The sequence below is a fragment of the Exiguobacterium sp. SL-9 genome (assembly GCF_004336985.1).
Lineage (GTDB): Bacteria > Bacillota > Bacilli > Exiguobacteriales > Exiguobacteriaceae > Exiguobacterium.
In genome coordinates, this window is the sequence record NZ_SJUO01000003.1 from 392,851 (window position 1) to 416,631 (window position 23,781).

General features: G+C 49.5%; 22 protein-coding genes. 16 read left to right on the forward strand and 6 right to left on the reverse strand.

Features of this window, described 5'->3' with window-relative positions:
- The first annotated feature begins 47 nt into the window (after positions 1–47).
- Genes EVJ34_RS10620 through pelG form a run of 5 tightly spaced genes read left to right on the forward strand, consistent with a single transcriptional unit; the run spans position 48 to position 6,878 of the window.
- A complete protein-coding gene (locus EVJ34_RS10620) occupies positions 48–1,274 on the forward strand; it encodes a nucleotidyl cyclase domain-containing protein (RefSeq protein WP_131485596.1) in 1,227 nt (408 codons plus the stop codon).
- Entirely contained in the window at positions 1,271–2,188 is a 918-nt protein-coding gene (locus tag EVJ34_RS10625; protein WP_131485597.1) for a hypothetical protein, read from the forward strand. The genes EVJ34_RS10620 and EVJ34_RS10625 overlap by 4 nt, the downstream gene beginning before the upstream one ends.
- Positions 2,181–4,022 (forward strand): DUF2194 domain-containing protein, encoded by a 1,842-nt coding sequence (locus EVJ34_RS10630; RefSeq protein WP_131485598.1) that lies wholly within the window; start codon positions 2,181–2,183, stop codon positions 4,020–4,022. The genes EVJ34_RS10625 and EVJ34_RS10630 overlap by 8 nt, the downstream gene beginning before the upstream one ends.
- Entirely contained in the window at positions 4,019–5,437 is a 1,419-nt protein-coding gene (gene pelF / locus EVJ34_RS10635; RefSeq protein ID WP_131485599.1) for a GT4 family glycosyltransferase PelF, read from the forward strand. The genes EVJ34_RS10630 and pelF overlap by 4 nt, the downstream gene beginning before the upstream one ends.
- On the forward strand, positions 5,418–6,878 hold the full coding sequence (pelG, locus tag EVJ34_RS10640) for an exopolysaccharide Pel transporter PelG (protein WP_131485600.1): 1,461 nt from the start codon (positions 5,418–5,420) through the stop codon (positions 6,876–6,878). Before pelF ends, pelG begins: the two co-directional genes overlap by 20 nt.
- A 106-nt stretch (positions 6,879–6,984) precedes the next feature.
- Here pelG and EVJ34_RS10645 read toward each other — a convergent pair whose 3' ends face one another.
- Positions 6,985–7,971, reverse strand: a complete 987-nt coding sequence (locus tag EVJ34_RS10645) for a metallophosphoesterase family protein (protein ID WP_131485601.1) — start codon at positions 7,969–7,971, stop codon at positions 6,985–6,987.
- Between the two features lie 118 nt (positions 7,972–8,089).
- Here EVJ34_RS10645 and EVJ34_RS10650 point away from each other — a divergent pair, with 118 nt between their 5' ends.
- On the forward strand, positions 8,090–8,704 hold the full coding sequence (locus EVJ34_RS10650) for a flavodoxin family protein (protein ID WP_131436221.1): 615 nt from the start codon (positions 8,090–8,092) through the stop codon (positions 8,702–8,704).
- Positions 8,705–8,764: 60 nt separating this feature from the next.
- Here EVJ34_RS10650 and EVJ34_RS10655 read toward each other — a convergent pair whose 3' ends face one another.
- The 3 genes from EVJ34_RS10655 to EVJ34_RS10665 all read right to left on the reverse strand — a co-directional run bounded on the left by EVJ34_RS10655 (position 8,765) and on the right by EVJ34_RS10665 (position 10,753).
- Positions 8,765–9,298, reverse strand: a complete 534-nt coding sequence (locus EVJ34_RS10655) for a hypothetical protein (protein WP_131485602.1) — start codon at positions 9,296–9,298, stop codon at positions 8,765–8,767.
- Positions 9,299–9,597: 299 nt separating this feature from the next.
- Positions 9,598–10,479: a phosphogluconate dehydrogenase (NAD(+)-dependent, decarboxylating) gene (gene gnd, locus EVJ34_RS10660; protein ID WP_131485603.1), complete on the reverse strand. Its 882-nt coding sequence runs from the start codon at positions 10,477–10,479 to the stop codon at positions 9,598–9,600.
- Between the two features lie 61 nt (positions 10,480–10,540).
- Positions 10,541–10,753: a hypothetical protein gene (locus EVJ34_RS10665; protein ID WP_131485604.1), complete on the reverse strand. Its 213-nt coding sequence runs from the start codon at positions 10,751–10,753 to the stop codon at positions 10,541–10,543.
- A gap of 432 nt (positions 10,754–11,185) precedes the next feature.
- On the opposite strand from EVJ34_RS10665, the gene EVJ34_RS10670 reads away from it, so the two are divergent.
- The 4 genes from EVJ34_RS10670 to EVJ34_RS10685 all read left to right on the forward strand — a co-directional run bounded on the left by EVJ34_RS10670 (position 11,186) and on the right by EVJ34_RS10685 (position 15,364).
- On the forward strand, positions 11,186–12,136 hold the full coding sequence (locus EVJ34_RS10670) for an LCP family glycopolymer transferase (RefSeq protein ID WP_131485605.1): 951 nt from the start codon (positions 11,186–11,188) through the stop codon (positions 12,134–12,136).
- Positions 12,137–12,207: 71 nt separating this feature from the next.
- The gene (locus EVJ34_RS10675; RefSeq protein ID WP_131485606.1) at positions 12,208–13,053 is read left to right on the forward strand and encodes a YihY/virulence factor BrkB family protein; all 846 of its coding nucleotides are present in this window, start codon (positions 12,208–12,210) and stop codon (positions 13,051–13,053) included.
- 103 nt (positions 13,054–13,156) lie between these two features.
- Entirely contained in the window at positions 13,157–14,080 is a 924-nt protein-coding gene (locus EVJ34_RS10680) for an LCP family glycopolymer transferase (protein ID WP_131485607.1), read from the forward strand.
- A gap of 84 nt (positions 14,081–14,164) precedes the next feature.
- Complete coding sequence (locus EVJ34_RS10685; RefSeq protein WP_131485608.1) at positions 14,165–15,364, forward strand: alpha-amylase family glycosyl hydrolase; 1,200 nt, start codon at positions 14,165–14,167, stop codon at positions 15,362–15,364.
- 43 nt (positions 15,365–15,407) lie between these two features.
- On the opposite strand, the gene galE is transcribed toward EVJ34_RS10685, so the two are convergent.
- Positions 15,408–16,421, reverse strand: coding sequence for a UDP-glucose 4-epimerase GalE (gene galE / locus EVJ34_RS10690; RefSeq protein ID WP_131485609.1), 1,014 nt, complete (start codon positions 16,419–16,421; stop codon positions 15,408–15,410).
- A gap of 27 nt (positions 16,422–16,448) precedes the next feature.
- A complete protein-coding gene (locus EVJ34_RS10695; RefSeq protein WP_131485610.1) occupies positions 16,449–17,681 on the reverse strand; it encodes a hypothetical protein in 1,233 nt (410 codons plus the stop codon).
- Positions 17,682–17,876: 195 nt separating this feature from the next.
- Between EVJ34_RS10695 and EVJ34_RS10700 the strand changes: the two genes are divergently transcribed.
- The 6 genes from EVJ34_RS10700 to EVJ34_RS10725 all read left to right on the forward strand — a co-directional run bounded on the left by EVJ34_RS10700 (position 17,877) and on the right by EVJ34_RS10725 (position 23,769).
- Positions 17,877–18,596, forward strand: a complete 720-nt coding sequence (locus EVJ34_RS10700; RefSeq protein WP_131485611.1) for a YveK family protein — start codon at positions 17,877–17,879, stop codon at positions 18,594–18,596.
- On the forward strand, positions 18,589–19,305 hold the full coding sequence (locus tag EVJ34_RS10705; RefSeq protein WP_131436203.1) for a CpsD/CapB family tyrosine-protein kinase: 717 nt from the start codon (positions 18,589–18,591) through the stop codon (positions 19,303–19,305). Before EVJ34_RS10700 ends, EVJ34_RS10705 begins: the two co-directional genes overlap by 8 nt.
- 15 nt (positions 19,306–19,320) lie before the next feature.
- On the forward strand, positions 19,321–20,088 hold the full coding sequence (locus EVJ34_RS10710; RefSeq protein ID WP_131485612.1) for a tyrosine-protein phosphatase: 768 nt from the start codon (positions 19,321–19,323) through the stop codon (positions 20,086–20,088).
- A gap of 220 nt (positions 20,089–20,308) precedes the next feature.
- On the forward strand, positions 20,309–21,208 hold the full coding sequence (gene galU / locus EVJ34_RS10715; protein WP_131485613.1) for a UTP--glucose-1-phosphate uridylyltransferase GalU: 900 nt from the start codon (positions 20,309–20,311) through the stop codon (positions 21,206–21,208).
- 12 nt (positions 21,209–21,220) lie between these two features.
- Positions 21,221–23,104, forward strand: coding sequence for a polysaccharide biosynthesis protein (locus EVJ34_RS10720; protein ID WP_131485614.1), 1,884 nt, complete (start codon positions 21,221–21,223; stop codon positions 23,102–23,104).
- A 17-nt stretch (positions 23,105–23,121) separates the two neighbouring features.
- Entirely contained in the window at positions 23,122–23,769 is a 648-nt protein-coding gene (locus EVJ34_RS10725) for a sugar transferase (RefSeq protein ID WP_131485615.1), read from the forward strand.
- Positions 23,770–23,781: the final 12 nt, after the last annotated feature.

Below are 23,781 nucleotides of genomic sequence, written 5' to 3' on the forward strand. Positions count from 1 at the left end.
TTCGATGTCCTATCTATAAAATACCATGTAAAGGAATGAGTGACACTATGATTTATACCCAGCATCGCACGTCGATTAAATGGATTGAAATGATTGTGACTATTTTACTTATCGGCATATTGGACTATACGTTTAACTTGTCGGTATCTGAATGGGCAATCGACCCGCTTATTTTTTATATTCTTCTCTTTTCATTGCGATATGGGTTGCTCGGTGCGTTCGTCAGTTTCACGTTAACGAGTCTGTATCATTTTTCATTTTTGTTGATGGAAGGCGCAGACCTCCTGTTGTTTCTCTATGACTCGAAAGAGTTGGCTTGGATTCTGCTTCACTTCTTCGTGGCGTTGAGCGCGGGTATTTTCAGTACCTCATATCGCGAGCGTTACCAGTCGTTGCACATTCGCCAAGAAGAAGTCGTCGATGAGAACGCGCAACTGAAGCAGACGGTTCAAAAGCTTCAAGAATCGCAAAACGAGATGAGGAAACGCGTGCTCGACTCGACGTATACATTGTCAAAAATCTATGAGGTCGGCCTCCATTTAGATCAAGATGTGACCGGCTTAGTGCGTGACCATTTGATCGGGACGTTCACGCGTGTCTTTAAAGCCCGACAAATTGGTCTGTATCACGTGGACACGTCACGCCGGACGCTTCGCCTTCACGTCCGTTCAGGCGACGTCGACCGTCTGCCCCAGACGTTGTTCATCGATTCGGACGCAGGGATGTTTCAGCGAATGTTTCAAACGAAACGACCGACTCTACGTTTGGCAGACGAATTAGAAGGACCGCTTCTCGTCGCGCCGGTCTGTTACGACGGTGATGTGAAAGAAGTACTGATCGTCCACGAGGTGGACATCCTCCGCCTGCGCAGCCATGAAATGAATATGATGAAGCTCGTATTGGACTGGGCGGGGACACGGATTGAGAAAGCGGATGCGCTCGAATGGTTGCTCGTGAGCGATCAACTCGTGGATGGGACACGCATGTTCAGAATGGACGCCTTCGAACAAAAAGTGGCGCAACAAGTGCTTCGCCATGAGCAATACGGACAACCGTATAGTACGGTCAGGCTCTCTGTGGAAGGGGTCGACTTGACGTTGATTGAGATGGAGTTGATTTTAAGGCAGTCCATGCGTGAAATCGATATCATCGGCTATGACGAGGATGAGCAGATGCTTCACTTCCTCCTTCCCGGCACACCGGTCGAATCCGCGGAGCGGTTCAAAGAGCGGATTGAGCATGTGTTCTATGTGAAAGGGGGGAAACGTTTATGACCGGATGGCTGTTAGTTGCGTTGTTTGTGCTTCACGCCATTCTGTTAATCATCGTTTATCGGCTCGTTGTCCTCCCGAGAACGGAAGGCGAGCAACGAGGGATTTGGCTCTCCATTTTTCTTCTCAGTGCCGTCATCCCGATTATCGGCGAGCTGTTCGGCATCGTGGCCTATGGCATCTCACGTCGTTTCGCCTCTTCGAAGACGCTTCTCGACTACGATGAATACATCACCTTTGAAGCGGTCAACCTCGAGCGGTTGCAACAACAAGCGAAAGAAGACCTTGATCTTGTCCCGTTGACAGAAGGCTTACAGATGGATGGGAAGAAACGAAAGCAGTCCATCACACAACTCATGTCGACACCGTTGTCAAATACGGAAGAATACTTAACCCTCGGTCTTGAGCACGAAGACACCGAAACGGTCCACTACGCGGCAACGGTCAGAAACACGTTATTCGACCGATACGAGTTGCTGTTAAAACAACGCGTGGCGCAAGTGAACGAGGAACGACCGGAGACAATTTACCCTGTCATCGAGACGGGCATGTCGTTTCTAGACAGTGGTTTGTTGGACCAAGATATGCAACATCGAATTGAGTCGCTCGTCATGACACATTTAGATCAGCTCGGTGAGCAGGATGAGACTGATTTGATGTATTTACGGACGAAAGCCCGTCTGTCCTTTCGGTCTGGTGCGTTTGAGACGGGCGTACGACTTGCAGAGGCGCTCACGCTACATCATCCTCAGGTAGCTGATGGGTACATCATGTTAATCGAGCATCATATGACGAACGGGGATTGGGCCTCGTTACGTCCGACGCTCGATTGGCTGCGTCAAAACATTAGTATGCAAGACGTGCCTGAAGATTATCGCTTTGTCATCCAACAGTTAGAAGGTGCCATCCATGAATAAATCGATTACGACTTATATCGTTTCCTTATTTTCGCTGTTGATCGCTCTGATTGTCGTCGTCCAGTTCATCCGACTCGACTATGGGCATCGACTCATCCCGAAAGAATCACATGAGCCAAAATCCTTTACGACGCTTGCGGGAGAGGCGAGCAAATTAGAGGGAGAACCGGTAAACATCTACATCCATGAGAACGAGGACGAGTTGTCCACTTCCATCTTGACGAATGTGAAGTATGCGCTAGACTATGCGAAATTGGCCTATGAGTCGATTGCGGTGGATGACATCGCGTCGATTGAGCCATCGCCACAACACGTCCTCATCGTCAGTGGGGAAAACACGGAAGCGTGGCCATATGAGACGATTCGCTCGTTCGTCGAGCGCGGCGGACGGCTCTATGTCGCGGGTCGTTTCATCGACCAGTCGTGGTCCGATCTCGTCGGCGTCCGTGACTTTGGCGATTTTAAGGATGGGATTAACGGGTTGACGTTCGAACGAGAGTTGTTCCCAGGGTATGTCGACTTGCCGCAAGACTCTGAGTTGTTCATCCATAGTATCGCGGACGTCGACTTGAAGGCCGAGGCCGACGTCTTCATTTCGGCAAAGGATGAGCCGATTTTATGGAAAGCCCCGTACGGACAAGGAGAGGTCATGTTTTGGAATACGACCTCGTTGACCGACAAGAACTCACGAGGGCTTATCGTACAGTCACTATCCATGATGTTTCCTGCGTTCGTCATGCCACAGGCCGGCATTAAAGTCGTGCATCTCGATGACTTCCCGGCACCGGTCCCGAACAATTCACATCCGGTCATCACAGAAGAGTACGATTTGTCGATCAAAGAGTTTTTCTCGGAAGTATGGTGGAAGGACATGAAGCAAATCGGGGAAGACTTTGATGTCGTCTACTCCGGCTTTTTGATTGGGAGTTACAAAGCGACGAATGAAGAGACGGCCGAACAGCTCATCGACAAAGTGCGGGCGCCGATGCTCGAGTACGGCCGCGGGCTCATTCAGACGAACGGAGAAGTCGGATTGCACGGCTTCAACCACCAACCACTCGTCATGGGTGATGAGATCATGGACCCCGAACTCGGTTACACGAGATGGGACAGCCAAGCGGCGATGCGCTCCGCGGTCGACCGTGTCGTCGAGACGTTTGAATATTATTTGCCGAATGAGTCGATTCGCAGTTATGTCCCACCCTCGAACATTATTGGCGACTCGGGTCTTCAAGTATTGAATGACAAGTTTCCAAACGGTTTGATTGTCGCTGGGCTGTATAGCGGGGACGCTTCAAAAGGGAGTTATATCCAGGAGTTCGGACCTGACCCGAATTATCCGAATCTCTATGATTTCCCCCGTGTGTCGAGTGGGTATAACGAGACGCCGGATGACTTGTTCGTCGTCGTTGACGCCGTCGCCAACTTTGGACTCGTCTCACATTTCATTCATCCGGATGATGTCTTGGATGAGTATCGCTCGAAAGGAAAAGGATGGGGGACGATGAAGGAGTCGTTCGGTGGTTTGTTCGAAACGCTTCAGGGGACGTATCCACACCTGGAGGGATTGACGCAATACGACGCATATCGGAAGTATGAACTGTATCAAGATGCTCAAATCGACGTCGCGTATACGGAAGACGCGATTGAGATCAACGCGCAACAACTGATTGTGCCATCGACTGTGCTCGTTCGACTTGAGTCAGACAAGCATCTTGCCACAGGCTCGTTCGACTTTGGCGACGTGCAAGCGTTCGATGAGAGCGGGACACTATATCAGGTTCAATTGAGAGACACGTCGGTCCGTCTCCCGATTTTGGAGGGTCGCCCATGAAAATAGGAATTGTAGTCGAAGGAAGTTATCCATATGTCAGTGGAGGCGTCTCGAGCTGGGTTCACATGTTGATGCAACAGATGCCGATGCATGAGTTCGAGATTATCTCGATTATGCCGAATCCGAAGTCAGAGGCGGACTACCGGTACACGTTACCGGAGAATGTCACAGGCGTGACGACACTCGCCCTCAATCAACGGTCAAAGCGTAAGCGACGGATGCCCGACTTGACGCCGGAAGAGCGCGAACGGATTAAAACGTGGATGACGTTCGGCCACGTCGAGTCCTCGATTTATCCGTTGCTCGAACAAGGAATCGGGACGCCCGAACAATTTTTCTCGAGTCGTCTGTTTTATCAGCTCGTCACAGAGAACTATCAAGAAGAAGGCCAAGCCGGGTCGTTCATTAATTACTTTTGGATGTGGCGCAGCATGTATGCGCCCGTCCTTGATTTGTTGCAGGCGGAGTTGCCCCGCGTCGACGTCGTTCACGCCGCATCGACGGGTTACGCCGGTTTGATTGCGAGCGCGATGAAAGAACGGCAGGAGATTCCGTTCTTCCTCACAGAGCATGGCATCTATTCACGTGAGCGGGAGGAAGAACTGTTACAGGCGTCGTGGATTCCTGCGGAGTTCCGGACACACTGGATTCAATTTTTCCATCACTTGTCACGCGAGGCTTATCGCAAGGCCGATGAGGTGATCACGTTGTTTGAACGAAACAGTGAGCTGCAACGTCAGCTCGGTGCGCCGACCGAGAAGTTGAGCATCATTCCGAATGGGATTGATGTGACCGGACTCTCGGCACTCGGTCACATCGAAGGTGATGACAAGCTCCGAATCGGTGCCATCGTCCGCGTCGTCCCGATCAAGGACATTAAGACGATGATTTATGCCGCGAAGCTGCTTCAGGACATGCTCGTCCCGTTCGAGTTGACGATCATGGGACCACTCGACGAGGACCGCGAATATGCGGCAGAATGTCAGACGCTCATCCGGCAACTCGAGCTCGAGCAACATGTCTTCTTGGTCGGGAAAGTCGATATTCGTCAACACTTGCCACGATTTGATGTCTGTCTGTTGACGAGTATCTCAGAGGGACAACCGCTTGCGGTATTGGAAGGAATGGCTGCCGGCGTCCCTTGGATCGTAACAGACGTCGGGGCATGCGCGGAGCTCGTGAACGGCCGTCCGGACGAACCGTTCGGACCGGCCGGGTTCGTCGTCCCTCCGGTCAATCCACGTCGGATTGCCGAGCGGTGCGTTTGGTTTTATCAAAAAAAGGATGACGCACGAAAACTCGGGCGAAACGGTCAGCAACGGGTCGAGACCTATTATCGCACCGACCAGTTCATCGAGGCGTATGTCAATCTATATGAAGAAAGGAGCGCGGCACATGGCGGGTATCGGCTTTAAATTACAACAGTTGTTCCAGGAAGACTATTTCTCCTCCCGCATCAAGGCGTACACGTTTGCCGGATTCGTCACCTCGGGGCCGTGGCTGATTGTCATCGTCACGATTGCGCTCATGCAGTGGCTGACGAGCTATCTCTCGATTGCCACACTCGAGGAGCGGACGACGTTCAATTTAATCGTCTCCTACAGCTTCATCTTTTCGCAAGTCGTACTCGGTGTGCAGCAGCTCGTCGTCACACGCTACTTGGCGGACTGTTTTTATGAGAAGCGCTATGAGGACATCTTTCCGGTCTATATCGGAATGATGAAGACGACGGTCGCCATCGCCTCCGTCTTATTCGCCCTCTTTTTATCGTTCTCCGAGCTCCCGGCATTATTGAACGCGTTAGCCTTCGTCTTGTTCATGACCGTCAATTTGATTTGGGTCCACTTCCTCTTTTTGAGTGCGGCCAAGTTCTATCAGGCGGTGGCGTATAGCTTTGTGGCGGGCGGGGCCGTCGCGGTCGTCGCCATCCTCATGACCGATCAGTGGTTGATGCCGTATGTGACGACGTCCGATATGAAGAGTTTTGCGTTGACCGCGAGTATGACGCTCGGTCTGATCGTCACGTTGTTCGGCTTGTTCATGTCGATGCTCTTGACGTTCCCGAATCGAAGCACAGTGGGGCAGTTCTCGTTTTATCGCTACTTCGACCGCTATCCGGCCCTCTTTTGGACGAGCTTTCTGTACAACATCGGGATTTGGGTCGGGACGTGGATCATTTGGTTCTCCGAAGGGGGGAGTGTCCATCTCGACACGTTCCGCTATCATCCGATTTATGATACGGCCATCTTCTTGTCCTACTTGACGATTATCCCGACGATGACGATTTTCGTCGTCTCCGTCGAGACCCGGTTCTATGAGCGGTATCGCGTGTTTTACGGCTACGTGAACGAAGGGGGGACGTATCAACAGATTCAACGCGCGAAGGCGGCGATGCTGCTCGTTTTACGACAAGAGCTTCAACGTCTCTTCCGAAACCAAGGTCTCGTCTCGCTCCTCTTCATCATGTTTGCCGGAGTGTTATTTCCACTTCTCGGGCTATCACCTGAGATTCGGAACGTCTTTCAAATGACGACCATTGGCGCGTTCTCGAACGCGATGGTGCTTGTCCTCACGCTCGTGTTGCTGTATTTTGAGGACCATCGTGGGGCGGCGTATACCTCGGCCCTGTTCATCACGCTCAATGCCGGACTGACTGTGTTATTATTGCCGCTTGGCCCAGATAGTTATGGACTTAGCTTTGCCATCGGCTGTACGATCGCCTTCGCATTCTCATTGATCCGGTTAATCCGATACGTGTCTGAAATTGACTATCATACGTTCAGTCGCAGCGAACGATCGCCACGGACGGACACGTTCCGCCGCGTCGGGGAATGGCTCAATGACCGTTCGGCATAATTGCTTCAAAACAACCAGCCGTCTTCTCGAAAGTGAGAGGACGGCTGGTTTTTTTATGACGATTGGATGAGTGCTTGAAGGATAAATGACCGCGGTCACCCGTCTATTACTGTGTCGTCTTCGTCACTTTGAAACTGCGAATGTAAAACTCTTCGAATCGCGTACTGTCTTCTAATAACGTGCGTGCGGTCATCGACAGACGGCGCGTCGGAAAACCGTTTGACCGACTTGGCGTGACGAAATAATCATCGAGATAATCGGCTAATGTGGAGCGGACGAATTCGCGCAACAGCGTGTCGTCCTCTTCAATCCATTGCTCCGGAGGGCCATCGAGATTGTCACGCGTGAGCAAGATGCGCGACCCGTCCCGGATGAACGGATTGAAACTGAGCCGTCGTGTCTCGGGTCCTTCAAACGCGTGGAAAACATGTGTGATCCCAGACGAGGTGACCTCACCGATGACATAGCCGGTCGACCACGCCTTGCCGCATCCGTCCCAAACGGAGAAGATGTGACCAGGATAGACGAGGTCGGCACCGCCACGACGAATCACTTCATAACGATGATGATGACCGAGGGCGTAATAGCTGAATCCGAGCCGGTCGACCACGGATGCGGGGAACCGTTTCCGGTCACCGTGACTAAGGAAGATGTTTGGATACGAATCAGCTCGTACTGGCGTTCTGGCGATCTTTTCTTTCAAACCGGTCTGATTCGTCTCGCAACTGAGTCCGTATATGCCGGCACCAAGTGTTGGGTCGAAGATATAACCAGGGTGAAGGAACACATGAACATGCTCAATCTGACTCCAACAAGCCTGGTAGGCAAGACGGTCGACGTCATGGTCTCCGAAGACGAGGTAGACGGTCGCACCGAGCGTGGTCCACGTCTGCAAATACGGGATGAAATCTTTCGGGTCGCTCACTTCGATATCCCCAGCGATGAGCACCGCCTTGATGTTGTCATGACGAATGACCTCGGTGAGTTGAGCGAGCTTTTCGGCTTGGATAGCAAAACTTGTTCGTTCGGCCGTGATGGCGTTCCCGGTATGTCTCGCGTGATGCAAATCCGCGATATGGATAAAGCGTGTCATGGATGAGCCTCCTTGAACTCGAGTATCCTAATTTTCCCATGAAGCAATAGACATGTCGATGAGATTAATCTTTCCGCGTGACGGGAACATCTAACTGTCTATATGAAGGAGGGATTCGATGAGAGCGTTATTCTTGAACTGTTCATTGAAAGGCGGGGACACGACCTCGCATACGGAAGGATTGATGAAGGACATCATCCCACACTTTGATCAGCTCGGGGTCGACTCGGAGATTGTCCGTGTCGTCGACTACAACGTCGCGTTCGGCGTGACCGAGGACGAAGGGGACGGGGATGCGTGGCCGCAGATTTTTGAGAAGGTGAAGGCGGCCGACATCCTCATCATCGGGACACCGCTTTGGCTAGGCGAGAAGAGCAGCGTGGCCACGCAAGTCATCGAGCGGCTTTATGGGGGAAGCGCCTTGACGAACGACAAAGGCCAGGCCATCTATTACAACAAAGTCGGCGGTGTCGTCGTGACGGGGAATGAGGACGGAGCCAAACACGCCTGTGCTTCGATCTTATACGGACTTTCCCACATCGGCTTCACCGTTCCGCCGAACGTCGACGCGTATTGGGTCGGTGAGGCCGGACCGGGCGACTCGTATATCGATGCCGGCCGCGATAATGCCTTCACGAAAAAGAACGGGCGCGTCATGGCGTATAACTTGTACCATTTCGCGAACATGTTGAAGCAGACGCCGATCCCGGCTGAAGGCAACGTGATGGAGTGAAGTCTACGCACCAATCACATCAAAAAAAGTGACGGGAGAAACCGTCACTTTTTTTGATGTTTATTCGTCGAAGAACGGGCTAACGTCGCCTGGATATGAAGGTTCTCCGTACAGTTTGATTCGTGCTTCCATCCAATTTTTCTGTTGAATCATGTACTCGATGATGTGCTCGACAAAGTGCTCGTTGATTAAGCAAGGCTCGAACTCGAGGACACTTTCCTGACAAAGCGGTACGACCGCCAATAAGCCAGGCGGAAACCAGGCTGTTTTCAAACGGATTCCTTGATCTAGGACTTGAACGACAAAATGAGCCTCGTCTACTTCTTGCTGGTACATCATTTTAAACGAGATGGCTTCACCATCCGGGAACGTACGCGTTAATTTGAGTATGGTCATTGGTCCATAGAGCATCGTATCTCCTTCGAATTGGAAGCGAGGGTCTTGTTCGCTGATGCGGAGCGCTTGATCGGCGATTCGATTGAACGTGTAATCGACATCTCGCCAATCGTTCGTCTGCTTGCGAAAAATAGTCTCTCTTGTGGCTTTGTGCAGGTTTTTCGAGACGCTTACCGGATACTCACGAAGTTTCAACATGTTTTCCACTCCTTGTTTATCACAAGATATTGTGCTCCTTTCATCATAAGCTAACCTTACGGGATAGAATTTTACAGATTCTAGTATATTTAAGAAGCTAATCGATGCGCGTTCCATTCGTAGTCACGTTTTATGTAAAACGTAAAAAAAGAGAGAATTGTCACGCTAGCAAATATTATGCAAAAAACAGAAAGATATCAGTCGAATAGTTGACTGATATCTTAGTGCACAATAAAAGACGCTCTTAGGCGTCTTTAAAAGATTCTCAAAAATTCGGGAGGATTGTTAGTGGGCTTTGATCATTTCTTCTCCACCGCATGCCCGCCGAACTCATTCCGGAGCGCGGCGACGACTTTCCCGGAGAACGTGTCTTCTTCGAGCGAGCGTTGCCGCATCATGAGCGACATCGCGATGACTGGAGCCGGCACGCCGTATTCGAGCGCCGTCTCGACCGTCCATTTGCCTTCACCCGACGCGTGCATGACTCCTTTGATTTCGTCGAGTTTCGCATCCTTATGGAACGCGCTCTCGGTCAACTCCATCAGCCAAGAGCGGACGACCGAGCCGTGGTTCCAGACACGGGCGACTTGCTCGTGATCATAGTCGAACGGGCTCTTCTCAAGAATCTCGAACCCTTCGGCGATTGCCTGCATCATGCCGTATTCGATGCCGTTATGGATCATCTTCAAGAAATGGCCACTGCCACTCGGACCGGCGTATAAATAGCCGTTGTCCGTCGACACGTCGTGGAACAACTCCTCGATTTTGCCGAACGCCTCCAAATCCCCACCTATCATCGTACAGGCGCCGTGACGCGCCCCTTCCATACCGCCACTCGTCCCGACGTCAAAGAAGTAGATGAGTTTGTCTTTGAAGTGCTCGGCCCGTCGCATCGATTCTTTATAATTCGAGTTGCCGCCATCGATGACGATATCCCCCGGTGACAAGAGTGCATGTAGGTCGTTCAAAACGTGCTCCGTCACGTCGCCCGCCGGCACCATCACCCAGAAGACGCGTGGGGCTTTGAGTCCTTCGACGACTTCTTTGAGAGATTGCTTCGTCTCGAACTGGCTCGTCGACACGTTGCCCGGGTCGTAGCCGAGGACACGGTGGCCACTGTCCGTCAGATTGAGCGCCAAGTTCAACCCCATCTTTCCAAGTCCGATCATCCCTAATTCCATATCGGTTCACCCCGTTCGTTGATTTGGTTTCCTTATAAGGGTTACCCGAAATGGATGGAATTCAAAAGAGCGGCTTCACTTCATCGATGCGGTAGGCGAGGATCGATCCGACCTTCACTTTCTTGCCCTCACTTAATTCGACGTAGTCATTGAGCGGGCTCGCCTCGTTTAACGTTCTCTCGAACGTGAACGCAGCTTCATGGATGGATTCTCCATACACCGTAAACACACAAGGTTCTTCTTTCTCTAAAAAACAAGTGACGATGTAGCGCATCTGACGACCCCTTTCCAACCAATTAATGGATTTATATGTGTAATTAATTATGGATAAACCAATTATTACAAAAATTCATGCCTTTGTCTCATGAGGCGTTTAAATATAAGGAAACATACCTATGAAACAGCGGATTCGACAAAAAATTGACATGATTTCGGATGTATGATGATTGAGAAATAGGTCTTTATACGTACCAGTCGGTCATGGTCATGGTTGAATCTGTTGAATGTGAAGAAGTCACAAAAAATAATACCGAGAAAACACTCAATGATTCGTCAGAAAAGACCGATAAGTAACAACGAATGTACGTGTACCAATTTGTTGCATCAATTTCCCTTTTTTTATAAAAATAACGGTATAAAAGACAGTTACATGCTAAAATAAAAATTGGTATTTTTCATAAAAATGGTTTACGAAAGGTGTTAAGTCATGGAAGAGCAGAAGAAGCGAGTGAAAAAACGTCGGAAAAAGAGTTCCCCAGCGAAACGGATCGTAAAAATTGCGGGACTCGTCGTAGGGTTGTTCCTGCTCATCGGAGCCGGTGCAGCTGCCTATCTATATAATCAAGTCGATTCGACTGTCGAGCGATTGAACGAGTCGACAGGCCTCAGCCCGGAGCGCATGCAACCGGAGACAATCAATGACAAAAAACCGATTTCGGTTCTTCTTCTCGGTGTCGACCGTCGTGCCGACGAGCAAGGTCGCAGCGACTCGATTATCGTCATGACGCTCAACCCGAACACGGATCAAAGCGCGATGCTCAGCATCCCGCGTGATACGAAGACGGAGATTATCGGCAAAGGGACGTCGGATAAAATCAACCACGCTTACGCGTTCGGTGGGGCCGAGATGGCACTCGACACGGTCGAGAACTTGCTCGATATCCCGATCGACTACGTGGCCGAGGTGGATATGAAAGGCTTCCAAGACACGGTCGACTTGCTCGGTGGCGTCAACGTGACGAACAACTTGGCGTTCACGTCAGGGGAGCACACGTTCGAACCGGGCGCGCTCTCACTAAATGGCTCGGAGGCGCTCGCTTACACGCGTATGCGTTATGATGACCCGAACGGGGACTTTGGTCGCCAAGAGCGCCAACGTGACGTCATCACGGCGCTCGTCAACAAAGGCAAAGACGAGATTTCAATCTCGAAGTTCAACAACATGCTCGACGTGCTCGGCAATAACGCCAAGACAAACATGACGTTCAAAGATATCCGGACGCTTTCGAGCAACTATATGGCCGCTTTCAAAAACCAGGACGTCCTTCGTCTTGAAGGGTCAGGCGGGAAAGCGAGCGACGGCATCTATTACTGGAACCCAGACGCGACGTCACTCGAAGACGTGAAGTCGTATCTCGGACAATTGATGGAACAGTGACGATTCGCCTCATCCAACAAGGATGGGGCGATTTGTTTTATGGCATAATGAGAAGAAAAGGAGTGACGCGTGTGCTCGATCGCCTGTTCCGTCTCGTCATCGACGTCCGCCATCGGTTCAAGGACCATCATATTAACGACTACAGCGCGACGCTCGCGTTCTTTTGGTTTCTCGCCATCTTCCCAACGTTCGTTCTTTTGTTTACTGTCATGGCGTGGCTTGGGATTGACGACGCCTTGTTGATCGAACAGATCGAGATTCTCATCCCGGGTTCGAGCGTGCGTGACATGCTGTCGATCGTCTATGACGTCAGTGGCAACATTAACGCAGGCGTCGTCTCGGTCGGGGCCGTCATCGCCGTCTGGTCAGCGTCGAACGGGACGGCCCGCCTCGTCAAGCTGACCGTGTTCGCCTACGGCGAGACGGAGGCCCGGAGCTATGTCGTCCGTCGTTTGATCGGTTTATTAACGCTCATCGCCTTCAGCATCGGTGCCGTCATCTTGATCGTGTTCCATATTTTCGGCCGCGAATTCGTCGAGCTCATGTACACATGGTTCCCACATCTTGAAGACTTCGACCGGCTGGCGACGCTCACCCGGTATACGGTATCGACCGTCATCCTGATTTTCGCCTTCTCGCTCTTCTATAAAATTGCCCCGCAACAACGCGTAACCTTCATCGAGACGCTTCCGGGCGCCGTCTTTGCCGTCATTTCCTGGCAGATGCTGTCGACGGGCTACAGTGTCTACGTCGACCAGTTTTCGATGTTCGGCGAGACGTACGGGACGATCGGTGTCGTCATCTTGCTTCAGATTTGGCTCTACTTGACGGCGGCGACGATGCTGCTTGGTGCCGAAATCAATGCGGCTTGGCCTGACCATATGCGACGCAGCCGTTATAAGACCCACTTTCCGTAAAAATCCAAAATAAATAGTTAGCATTTTTTTACAACGTGCTATAATACAACACGTGAAGCGGGAATTATATCCATATCTAACGACGGTGAAAGCAGGTGCACATATGGCGAGACATAAGAAAAAGTCACAATGGAAAAAGGTGTTGGCGATCACGCTCGGCGTATTAACGGTTTTCCTCGTCGCCGGGGGACTGTTCGTCTGGTCGATGTACCGTGACGTCAACGAGACGGTGACGAAAGTGAATGAGAATCTGGAGATCAGTGAAGAACGGAAACAAGTCGAGACGATCGAACAGAAGGAATCGGTGTCGGTGTTACTGCTCGGAATTGACCGCCGCGACGGAGAGCAGGGGCGCAGTGATTCGATCATCGTCATGACACTCAACCCGACGACAGACGAAGGGGCGATGCTCAGCATCCCACGCGATACGAAGACGGAAATCGTCGGGAAAGGCATAAACGATAAAATCAACCACGCCTACGCGTTCGGTGGGGCCGAGATGGCGATGGATTCGGTGGAAGCGCTTTTGGATATACCGATCGATTACGTCGTCGAGGCGGACATGGAGGCGTTCACCGAGGTCGTCGATGCGCTCGGCGGCATCACGGTGACGAACGACTTCGCGTTCTCGTCGGACGGCTACACCTATCCGGTCGGACAGGTCGATTTGAACGGGGCTTCGGCGTTGTCATATGCCCGCATGCGTTACGAAGATCCGAACGGAGACTTCGGTCGTCAAGAACGGCAACGCGCCGTCGTCGCGGCCATCGTCGAGAAGGGACGTTCCGACTTCTCGGTCGACAAAGTGACAAAATTGCTCGACGTCGCCGGCAACCGCGCCAAGACGAACATCGAGTTCAACGAGCTCGTGGCGCTGTCGACGGACTATATGAAGGCGTTCCGCAACGCCAGCACGCTCCGCATCGAAGGGGCGGGCGGTCTCGAGTCGGACGGCATCTATTACTGGAATCCGGATGCGGCCTCGCTCGCCGACGTCCAAGCTGAGTTGCAACGCTTGATGAACTGAGTCGTTCCTTACGGGACGGCTTTTTTTTGCGTTTGAAAATCTTGGTTCGGTGGGACTGATAAAGAGACACTGAGGAGGGATGATATGCTTTGGGAAACTGTTGAACCGATCATCAATCAATTAGAGGACGACCATACGATAGAAGAATGGCAGGAACTATTTATGAAGTGGGACAATCATCATTGGCATGATGGGGAGGAGTTGAGTGAGAAGACGGGCGTGCTTATGATCGATTCGAACGCCGTCACGACGGCCGGGAGCCCTGACTTAGACGCACTACATGACTTGTTGAAGCAACACGTCCAAGCGTCCATCAGCGACTTGTATCTCGTCTCGTTGTTCCCATACTCGGCGAAACCGACCGATACGGCCGTCAACCCGCGTATTCGATTATATGAGGACCTCGGACGCTTCAAACATGAGTTCGAGCTCATGTATGACACGGATCCTGACGTGTATAACGAAATGCAGTTTAATCTGCTCGAGGAGACGGACGCTTTTGTCGAGCGGCTCGCCCAAGGCGCGACGAAATTGCGCGTCCACGTCCAGTCGTTCCGCGGTATGCCGGAGGAGAGCATCCAACGCGTCATCAAAGTGTGGCACACGGTACTGCATCACTATAAACCGCACGGGCAGTTGATTCTCGCATACGAGGGGGACGTGTCAGAGCTCGGATCATATATGAGCGTCGCTGACGCCATCTGTCACTTCGACCTCGCATCGCACACGATGCTCGCCTTCGCGCAAGGCAATGCCAAAAAACTGTCTGACTGGGCGAACCGGATCGAGGCACCGGAAGATGGCAAGACGTACTTCAATTTCTTATCGATGGCAGAGCGAGACCCGTTTGAGAAGAACTTGATCGAGCCGAGCGTTGAGATGATTCTCGCTGCCCACAGCATCTTGTTCTCGCTACAAGGTATCCCGGCCATCGATTACCGGACACTGCTTGGTGTCGAGACACCAATCGACCATGACGCACTCATCCAAGAGCTGAAGACGGACCCGTATCGATTGCAAGTGTTCTCCGGAATCGTCAGCCAGTTGAACGTCAAACGGACACATCCGGCGTTCTCGCCGTATGCGACGCAGCGAATCGACACGACGTCAAATCAGCGTGTGTTCACGGTCGAACGGAAAGCCGAAGGCGAGACACTCTTGCTGCATACGAACGTCAGCAATGAACCGGTCACCTTAAAAGTGAACGGAACGAATCTATTCACAGGTGAGCCCGTCGAGACGATTGAACTCGACGCGTATGGGGTTGCTTGGATCAAACAATGAAAAAACGATTCCTCATCGACATGGATGAGGAATCGTTTTTGTGTTAGCGATAACCGTTCGGATTGTTCGATTGCCAGTTCCAGGCGTCACGGCACATGGCGCGGACGTCATGTTTCGCTTCCCAGCCGAGCACACGTTTCGACTTCGCCGGGTCGGCGAAGCAGATGGCGATGTCACCGGGGCGGCGTGGTGTCACTTTGTAGGGGACATCTTTTCCACTTTCCGCCTCGAACGCCTGGACGAGGTCGAGGACGCTATAGCCGGTCCCGGTCCCGAGGTTGAACGCCTCGGCACCCGTATGGTCCATGACGTAGTCGAGCGCCTTCAAGTGACCCTCAGCCAAGTCGACGACGTGGATATAGTCGCGGACACCGGTCCCGTCTGGTGTATCGTAATCGTCACCGAACACGCTCAATTCATTCAAGCGGCCGACGGCGACTTGCGTGATGTATGGCATCAAGTTGTTCGGGATGTCGAACGGATCTTCGCCAATTTGGCCAGATTCGTGGGCGCCGATCGGATTGAAGTAACGGAGGAGGGCGATGCTCCATGACGGGTCGGCGACGGCGAGGTCGCGCATGATATCTTCAATCATCAGTTTCGTGCGGCCATATGGGTTTGTCGCGCTGAGCGGGAACGACTCGTCGATTGGTGTCCGTTCCGGCATACCGTATACGGTTGCCGACGAGCTGAAGACGATTCGTTTCACATCGAACGCGTTCATCACTTCTAACAGGACGGTCGTCCCGACGACGTTGTTCTCGTAATAGCGGAGCGGCTCGGATACCGATTCGCCGACAGCTTTCAGTCCGGCGAAGTGGATGACGGCGTCAATCGTATGTGTCAAAAAGATTTGTTCGAGCAGTTCGCGGTCGAGGATGTCGCCGAGATAGAATGTGACCGATTTCCCGGTCAATGCTTCAACACGGTCGAGCGCCTCGCGGCGACTGTTCGACAAGTTGTCGAGGACGATGACGTCGTGGCCAGTTTCTAGCAACTGTAAGACGGTGTGGGTACCGATATAACCGGCACCGCCTGTGACGAGGATTGTGTTCATGGGGATTGCTCCTTCCGTGAAACGCTCTTATTTTTCAGTCAGTCGTACCCGGGTTTGTCCGTTCGTGCCTTCAAATAAGCGGAGTGAGTATGTCTCACTCTCATATACCACTGCATCGTCCGTCTCAAGCACAGCTTCACCGAGCGGACTGAAGGCTTCGCGTGTCGTCTGTGTGTTCGTCCAGTCGATGGCGTGTACCTTATCGTCTTGGATCACGAAGAAACCGCCATTATAGAATGTATAAGCGTTCAACGCATCCGTCTCACGGCCGTATGGCGCGCCGATCGTCTCCGTGAGTGCTGCTTCGTTCATGGCGAAGAAATCAGGAATCGATTCGCCGAGCCATTCGTTATTCAAATTCGCGTTGACCCAGTCGAGTAAGGCACTATCCGTCAAATCACCCGTCGGCCAGTCGGTCGTGACGGAGTCGAGCGGGGCCCATGCTGTCGTCCCGTCCAAATTCACTTCGACGTGCTCATCTTGTTCCTTCACAACTTCGTATCGGTCGCCGATATCTCCTATGTAGGTGACCGTCGCGCCGTTCGGTTCTGAGACGAGGTTGACGTTTTTCGAGGCGAGCCATACATAGTTCGTCTCCGGATCTTGGACGACCGGTTCGGGATCCGGCTGTGGTGTTTCCTCGACGACTTGGGCTTCTTGTTTTGGTTCCAACAAGTCCATGACATAGGGATACCCGATATAGCCGCCTCCGATGAATAACACAAGGATGAACAGAACACCAATCCATTTACCGGACTTCCGGCGTGGTCGTGCCGGCTCGATCGTCCGATGGTATTTTGCCCGTTCTGCCCGTGACGGGACCGGGGCTTCCGGCATATACCGTGGTTTTGCGGCGGATGATTTCGCTTCTGGTGTTGGGGTTTCCACTACGGGCGGTTCAGGCACGGAGACCATCGTTTGATCCACAAGCGGTACCTCATTGACCGATGTCTTGTCAACAGGTGTTGGCTTCGGTACTGTCGACTCTTTATGGAACACGTCTTCGTGCATCTCGAGTAAAGACACATAGTATGGAAGGAACGTGGCATCTTTCTTCCCGTCCTTAATCCATGACGCAAAGTCGGCCGCCGATTTGGCTTCGGTCGAAAAGGTTGGGTCCGTTGTCCCCGTCAATTCTTCGAAAGATACGGCCAACGACTTTCCGTCCCCTAAATTTTGTTTAATCGCATCTTGCAATTTGATACGTGTCGTCGCATTCATATCTGCGTACAACTGGAGTAGGCGCTCACTAACGTGCACTATTGTCTCCTCCTTTTGTTAAGTTCTTCCTAACAAAGTTTATCAGATTTACATACCAAAAAACCCAAATTTTAAAAAATGGGTCATCAACTGTGAAGATTTTTGCTATAATGTTTTGGTATTGGCACTGTTAAATATTATCTGCGGAATTTTTCCAGTAGTGACTTTAAAAAACAGAGGAGAGAACAGACGAAGATGAAAGAAGAAACAATTTCCCTTGGAGAACTATTTTCCATTTTAAAACGGAGCAAATGGCTCATCGCAAGTTTAGCAATCATCGCGGCGCTAATCGCCTTTTTAGTGAGCTCATTCGTCATTAGTCCAACATATGAAGCATCGACGCAAGTTCTTGTCGCACCAAAACAATCTGAACAATCGATTGATTTAGGACAAGTTCAATCTTCGATCAACTTAGTAAACACATACCGGGTCATCATTCAAAGTCCAGCCATTTTAGAGCAGGTTCAAGAAAATGTAATCGGTGCCCCTGATAATATTGCAAACTTAATCACAGTCAACAGCGAACAAAACTCGCAGGTCATCAACATTAAAGTGCAACATACGAACCCGGTGCTCGCCACCGATATCGCCAACGAGATTAGCGATGTCTTCTCGACAGAAGTACCTGAATTGATGAGCGTCGACAACGTCAAAGTTCTCTCGAACGCATCGGTCCCGATGTTGCCGGTTAGCCCGAACATCTTATTGAACACGGCCATTGCGACAGTTCTTGGCATGATGATTGGTGTGGCTATGGCATTCCTGAGAGTAGTGCTCGATCGTCGAATCAAGACAGAACAAGATGTCGAGACGATTTTGGAACTTCCGGTTCTCGGCTCAATTCCTGTCATCGATAAAGTCGAAATGCGTCAACAACGTCAAGCTAACGTGAAAGGTGAACGAGTCCATGTTTAAGTTCGGAAAAAAGAAACATAAGCATACCCAATACGACAAGTCAGGTCGTGAGTTGATTACGGTGTTGAAACCGAAGTCGCCAATCTCGGAACAATACCGTACGATCCGCACGAACTTAGAGTTCACGGCGGTCGATGACGAGTTGCAGACGATGGTCATTACATCTTCTTCGTCCGGTGAAGGGAAATCGACGACATCATCTAACCTCGCGGTTGTGTATGCCCAACAAGGGAAACGAGTGTTGCTCGTCGACTGTGACATGCGTCGCCCGACGGCTCACTTCACATTCCGTTTGTCAAACGGGATTGGTCTATCGACAGTATTGGCCAAGAAAACAACGGTGGACAAAGCAACACACACGACACAAATCGAGAACTTAGATTTGATTGCGGCAGGTCCGATCCCACCAAACCCGTCAGAACTATTGTCATCGAAGATGATGGATCGTGTACTAGAAGAATTAAAAGCGAACTATGACGTCATCATTTTAGATGCACCTCCGATGATGCAAGTGGCAGATACGCGCCTCTTGGCCCGCAAAGTCGACGGAGTCGTCCTCGTTGTCGGTTGTGATAAGTCAGACCGCCAAATGGTCGTCAAAGCAAAAGAACAACTTATTTTGGCTGATGCACATATCCTCGGCGTCGTCTTGAACAAGCGCGAACCACAAGGTAGCGATGATCATTATTACTATTACGCATATGAATAAGAAGGAGAGCACGCCATGATTGATATTCATTGTCACTTATTACCGGCCGTCGATGACGGTCCGGAAACAGTCGAACAAGCGGTCGAAATGGCGAAGCGCGCAGTAAGTGAAGGGGTGACTGCAATCGTAGTCACCCCCCACGCGTTTCAGCCGCAGTTTGATACAAGTCGGCTTGATGTCGCAAGTGCTGTGACAAAACTACAAAACGTACTCAGACAAGAAAACATCAATCTCGATTTGTATCCGGGACAAGAGATCCGAATCTTCGGTGACCTCGTTGAATCGTTAGAGCAAGGGGAGGCGTTATCGCTTGCTGGATCTCGTTACGTACTCGTGGAGTTCCCGAGTGACTCGGTACCAGCTTATGCGGAACAGCTCTTCTTCGGCCTTCAAACGGAAGGGTATACCCCGATTATCGCTCATCCAGAACGAAACAAAACGTTCGCGACCAACCCGCAACGACTGATGGATTTTGTATCGTCTGGAGCACTGTCACAAATTACGACAAGTAGTTTGACCGGAGCGTTCGGAAATAACGTCAAAGACCTCGCGTTCACGTTCCTACGTAACGGTTTGAGCCATTTGATTGCATCAGATGCGCATAGTACGGGGCGACGAACGTTTTATTGGACAGAAGTCGAGAAGGTCGTGCGGGATGAACTTGGTGCAGACAAATGGGAAAATTATGTCATCAACGCAGAAGCAGTCATCAAGGATGATTTTGTATTCATCGATCCGCCGACATTGCCGACCAAGAACTGGCGAGGAAAGTGGAAGAAGTGAATTGTTCTGATATTCAGTTAAATTCATTGACTTAATTGGTTAAAAATAGAGAAAATGTCGACAACTGTCGAACGATTTTAGGTTTATTTTACTCCTCGTATGTTTTTATATTAGGTCTAAAGTGATAATCTTAATTTATAATTTTGAAAGGATGTAAGTTACATCCTTTTTTCTATGAATCAGACAGATAATATATATTTACCCATAGAGGAGGAGCATCATGGCAAGTAAAGTAGTGAAAAAAGCTGTGATTCCAGCTGCAGGATTAGGGACGCGTTTTTTGCCGGCAACAAAGGCGATGCCGAAAGAAATGTTACCAATCGTCGATAAACCAACGATTCAATACATCATTGAAGAAGCAGTTGAATCAGGAATTGAAGATATTCTAATTGTCACGGGTAAAGGTAAACGTGCGATTGAAGATCATTTTGATTCTGTGCCAGAGCTTGAACAACAGTTGATTGAAAAGGGGAAGTCTGAATTTTTAAAGTTAGTTGAAGAAACTACCAATATTAATATTCACTTCATTCGTCAATCAAAACCAATGGGGCTGGGTCATGCGGTTTTGCAGGCAAAAGCGTTTGTAGGGAATGAGCCGTTTGTTGTCATGCTTGGAGACGATATTGTGCAGGCCGAGAAGCCTTGTACAAAACAATTGATTGAACAATATGAAATTACAAATAGCTCAATTATTGGTGTGCAGCCTGTTTCAAGTGATGTAACTCACCGTTATGGGATTGTTGACCCTCAGGCGTCACTTGAAGGCGGTTTACATAAAGTTGAATCCTTTGTAGAGAAGCCGGCACCAGGTACAGAACCATCGAATTTGGCCATTTTAGGTCGATATTTGTTTACTCCTCAAATATTTAATTTCTTGGAAACACAGGTTCCAGGAGCAGGTGGCGAAATTCAATTGACGGATGCTATTACCCGATTGAATGAAGTAGAGCGTGTGTATGCTTACGAATTCAATGGCAAACGCTATGATGTTGGAGAAAAGTTAGGATTTATTCAAACAACTCTTGAATTTGCATTAAAAAGAGACGATCTCCGAGAAGATGTATTAAAGATGATGACGGAACTGATGGAAGAACAATCTTCTTTGAATCCAGTGAAGTAAGGAGGAAAACAGATGTCGATTCCTGAGTTAAGTCGAAAATCATTTCGAACAAGCGTACTAGTGTTTCTTGATATTATGGCTATTTTATCTTCAATGTTCGTCACGTACTTCTTTTTATATCCAATTGAATTTATTGAAAATGTGGATCGCAATCATTTTGTGGAGTCCGCTTTACTATACAGCGCGCTATTTATCGTGATGGCCGGTATTAGTCGTCTTTATCGAGTCGCATGGCGCTTCGCGAGCATGTCAGAAGCCATTCGCCTTGCTGTAACTCTTATCATGAGCACGTTGACTTTGTACGCTCTCCAATTTGCTGTTTACGGAGAAGCGATGGAAAGAATGTTATTCCTTAGTTTTTGTCTATCGCTTCTACTATTAGGTGGTATTCGTTTAGGCTCGCGAATATACGTGACCTGGAAACAGGATCGTCGTTTAATACTAGGTGGAAGAAAGATGAAACGTCGTAAATCTGAAAAGAGGACACTGATTGTTGGAGCCGGTCAAGCTGGTCGCATGCTAGTCCGTCAAATCAATCAATCAGATAATCATCGTATGAATCCAGTCGGGTTTATTGATGATAATCTTCATCTTCAAAATCTTACTGTGAACGGTGTCAGAGTATTGGGGACGCTCGAACAATTAGAAAGTGTTGTCGAGAGTCATGCGATTGATAAAATTGTATTCGCTATTCCATCTATGAATTATCAGGACCGACTTGCAGTTATTAAACGGGCCAAAGCAATCTGTATGAATGTTCATACGTTGCCAATGATTGAGGAAGTGGCAGCCGGAAAAGTAGCTGTCAACCAAATGCGTCAAGTATCAATCGATGACTTATTAGGTCGTGAACCGGTGGAACTTGATATTTCAGGGATTCAATCAGAGGTGGAAGGTAAGACAGTGCTCGTTACGGGCGCAGGGGGATCGATCGGGTCAGAAATTTGTCGACAAATTTTGAAATTTAGTCCAGAACGCCTTCTCCTATTAGGTCACGGGGAGAACAGCATTTATTTAATTGAACGTGAACTTCGTGAATTGAAACTAGAAGTCGACTTGATTCCAGTTATTGCCGACGTGCAAGATGTAGAACGGTTGCGTGAAGTGTTCATGAAGCACTCCCCGCATCTAGTCTTCCATGCAGCAGCGCATAAACATGTTCCTTTAATGGAAGCAAATCCACATGAAGCAGTAAAGAATAATATATACGGCACGAGAAATGTCGCGGAAATGGCAAATGAGTTTGGTGCTAATCGATTTGTCATGATTTCAACGGATAAAGCCGTCAATCCGACGAACGTTATGGGATCGACAAAACGTATCGCTGAAATGGTCGTTCAAAATGTAGCGAAAACTAGTCAAACAAAGTATGCCATTGTCCGTTTTGGGAATGTATTGGGCAGTCGGGGTTCTGTTATTCCACTGTTTAAAAAGCAAATTGAAAAAGGTGGACCGGTGACTGTAACACATCCTGATATGACGCGTTACTTTATGACAATTCCTGAAGCTAGTCGCTTGGTTATTCAAGCAGGAACACTCGCTGATGGAGGAGAAGTTTTTGTCCTTGATATGGGTGAACCAGTGAAAATTGTGGATCTTGCCCGTAATATGATTAAATTGAGCGGATTTACTGAAAATCAAATTACGATTGAGTTTAGTGGAATTCGCCCTGGAGAAAAGATGTTCGAAGAGCTGTTAAAAGAAGGAGAAGTTCATCCTGAGGCAGTCTATCCGAAAATTTTTACAGGTATCGTTAGCGAAGAATCGGACTTGGAAGGGAAACTTTCAAGAATGAATGAGTTAAAGACGAGTGAAGCGCTCGGTCTTTATCTCGTTAACTGGGCAAACGATTGTCTCGATGCGGTTAAGCATGATCAACTAAAAGAAACAGTCTAGATTATGGAGTGTGAATGATGAAGTATATTGAACACAAGCGAAAAATTGATTTGATGATGTCGTTGATTGGACTGATTGTACTTGCTCCCTTATTTTTTGGAATTATGATTGCAATTAAACTTGAGTCGAAAGGTCCGGTCTTTTTCAAACAAAAACGAGTCGGTCTTCACCGTTCACACTTCAATATTTTGAAGTTTCGAACGATGCGAATCGACGCCCCGAAAGACACGCCAACACACTTATTAAGTGACCCGGAACTGTACATCACAAAAGTCGGTAAGTTCCTGCGGAAAACGAGTCTTGATGAATTACCACAAATTATTAACATCCTTAAAGGAGAGATGTCTGTAATTGGTCCACGGCCAGCACTCTGGAATCAATATGATTTACTTGAAGAACGTGAAAAATATGGTGCTAATAATGTTCTTCCCGGATTAACGGGGTGGGCTCAAATCAACGGACGAGATGAATTACCAATTACGATCAAAGCAAAATTAGATGGTTATTACATTGAAAAAATCTCTTTTTCATTAGATGCTCGATGCTTTATAGCTACTATTGCTAGTGTTTTAAAGCGTGACGGGGTACTTGAAGGAGGACCAACTATAGCAAATAACGAAGTTGCCATATCTAAAGAGGATGAATCTATATATAAAAATAAGTAATGAATTGAGCTA

What these genes read in the sequence shown, in the direction of transcription:
- EVJ34_RS10685 (WP_131485608.1), top strand. Translation starts at nt 14,165, where the DNA reads ATGCTTTGGGAAACTGTTGAACCGATCATCAATCAATTAGAGGACGAC.
- pelF (WP_131485599.1), top strand. Translation starts at nt 4,019, where the DNA reads ATGAAAATAGGAATTGTAGTCGAAGGAAGTTATCCATATGTCAGTGGA.
- EVJ34_RS10710 (WP_131485612.1), top strand. Translation starts at nt 19,321, where the DNA reads ATGATTGATATTCATTGTCACTTATTACCGGCCGTCGATGACGGTCCG.
- EVJ34_RS10720 (WP_131485614.1), top strand. Translation starts at nt 21,221, where the DNA reads ATGTCGATTCCTGAGTTAAGTCGAAAATCATTTCGAACAAGCGTACTA.
- galU (WP_131485613.1), top strand. Translation starts at nt 20,309, where the DNA reads ATGGCAAGTAAAGTAGTGAAAAAAGCTGTGATTCCAGCTGCAGGATTA.
- EVJ34_RS10625 (WP_131485597.1), top strand. Translation starts at nt 1,271, where the DNA reads ATGACCGGATGGCTGTTAGTTGCGTTGTTTGTGCTTCACGCCATTCTG.
- EVJ34_RS10620 (WP_131485596.1), top strand. Translation starts at nt 48, where the DNA reads ATGATTTATACCCAGCATCGCACGTCGATTAAATGGATTGAAATGATT.
- EVJ34_RS10670 (WP_131485605.1), top strand. Translation starts at nt 11,186, where the DNA reads ATGGAAGAGCAGAAGAAGCGAGTGAAAAAACGTCGGAAAAAGAGTTCC.
- gnd (WP_131485603.1), bottom strand. Translation starts at nt 10,479, where the DNA reads ATGGAATTAGGGATGATCGGACTTGGAAAGATGGGGTTGAACTTGGCG.
- galE (WP_131485609.1), bottom strand. Translation starts at nt 16,421, where the DNA reads ATGAACACAATCCTCGTCACAGGCGGTGCCGGTTATATCGGTACCCAC.
- EVJ34_RS10645 (WP_131485601.1), bottom strand. Translation starts at nt 7,971, where the DNA reads ATGACACGCTTTATCCATATCGCGGATTTGCATCACGCGAGACATACC.
- EVJ34_RS10705 (WP_131436203.1), top strand. Translation starts at nt 18,589, where the DNA reads ATGTTTAAGTTCGGAAAAAAGAAACATAAGCATACCCAATACGACAAG.
- EVJ34_RS10725 (WP_131485615.1), top strand. Translation starts at nt 23,122, where the DNA reads ATGAAGTATATTGAACACAAGCGAAAAATTGATTTGATGATGTCGTTG.
- EVJ34_RS10700 (WP_131485611.1), top strand. Translation starts at nt 17,877, where the DNA reads ATGAAAGAAGAAACAATTTCCCTTGGAGAACTATTTTCCATTTTAAAA.
- EVJ34_RS10655 (WP_131485602.1), bottom strand. Translation starts at nt 9,298, where the DNA reads ATGTTGAAACTTCGTGAGTATCCGGTAAGCGTCTCGAAAAACCTGCAC.
- EVJ34_RS10650 (WP_131436221.1), top strand. Translation starts at nt 8,090, where the DNA reads ATGAGAGCGTTATTCTTGAACTGTTCATTGAAAGGCGGGGACACGACC.
- EVJ34_RS10630 (WP_131485598.1), top strand. Translation starts at nt 2,181, where the DNA reads ATGAATAAATCGATTACGACTTATATCGTTTCCTTATTTTCGCTGTTG.
- pelG (WP_131485600.1), top strand. Translation starts at nt 5,418, where the DNA reads ATGGCGGGTATCGGCTTTAAATTACAACAGTTGTTCCAGGAAGACTAT.
- EVJ34_RS10665 (WP_131485604.1), bottom strand. Translation starts at nt 10,753, where the DNA reads ATGCGCTACATCGTCACTTGTTTTTTAGAGAAAGAAGAACCTTGTGTG.
- EVJ34_RS10680 (WP_131485607.1), top strand. Translation starts at nt 13,157, where the DNA reads ATGGCGAGACATAAGAAAAAGTCACAATGGAAAAAGGTGTTGGCGATC.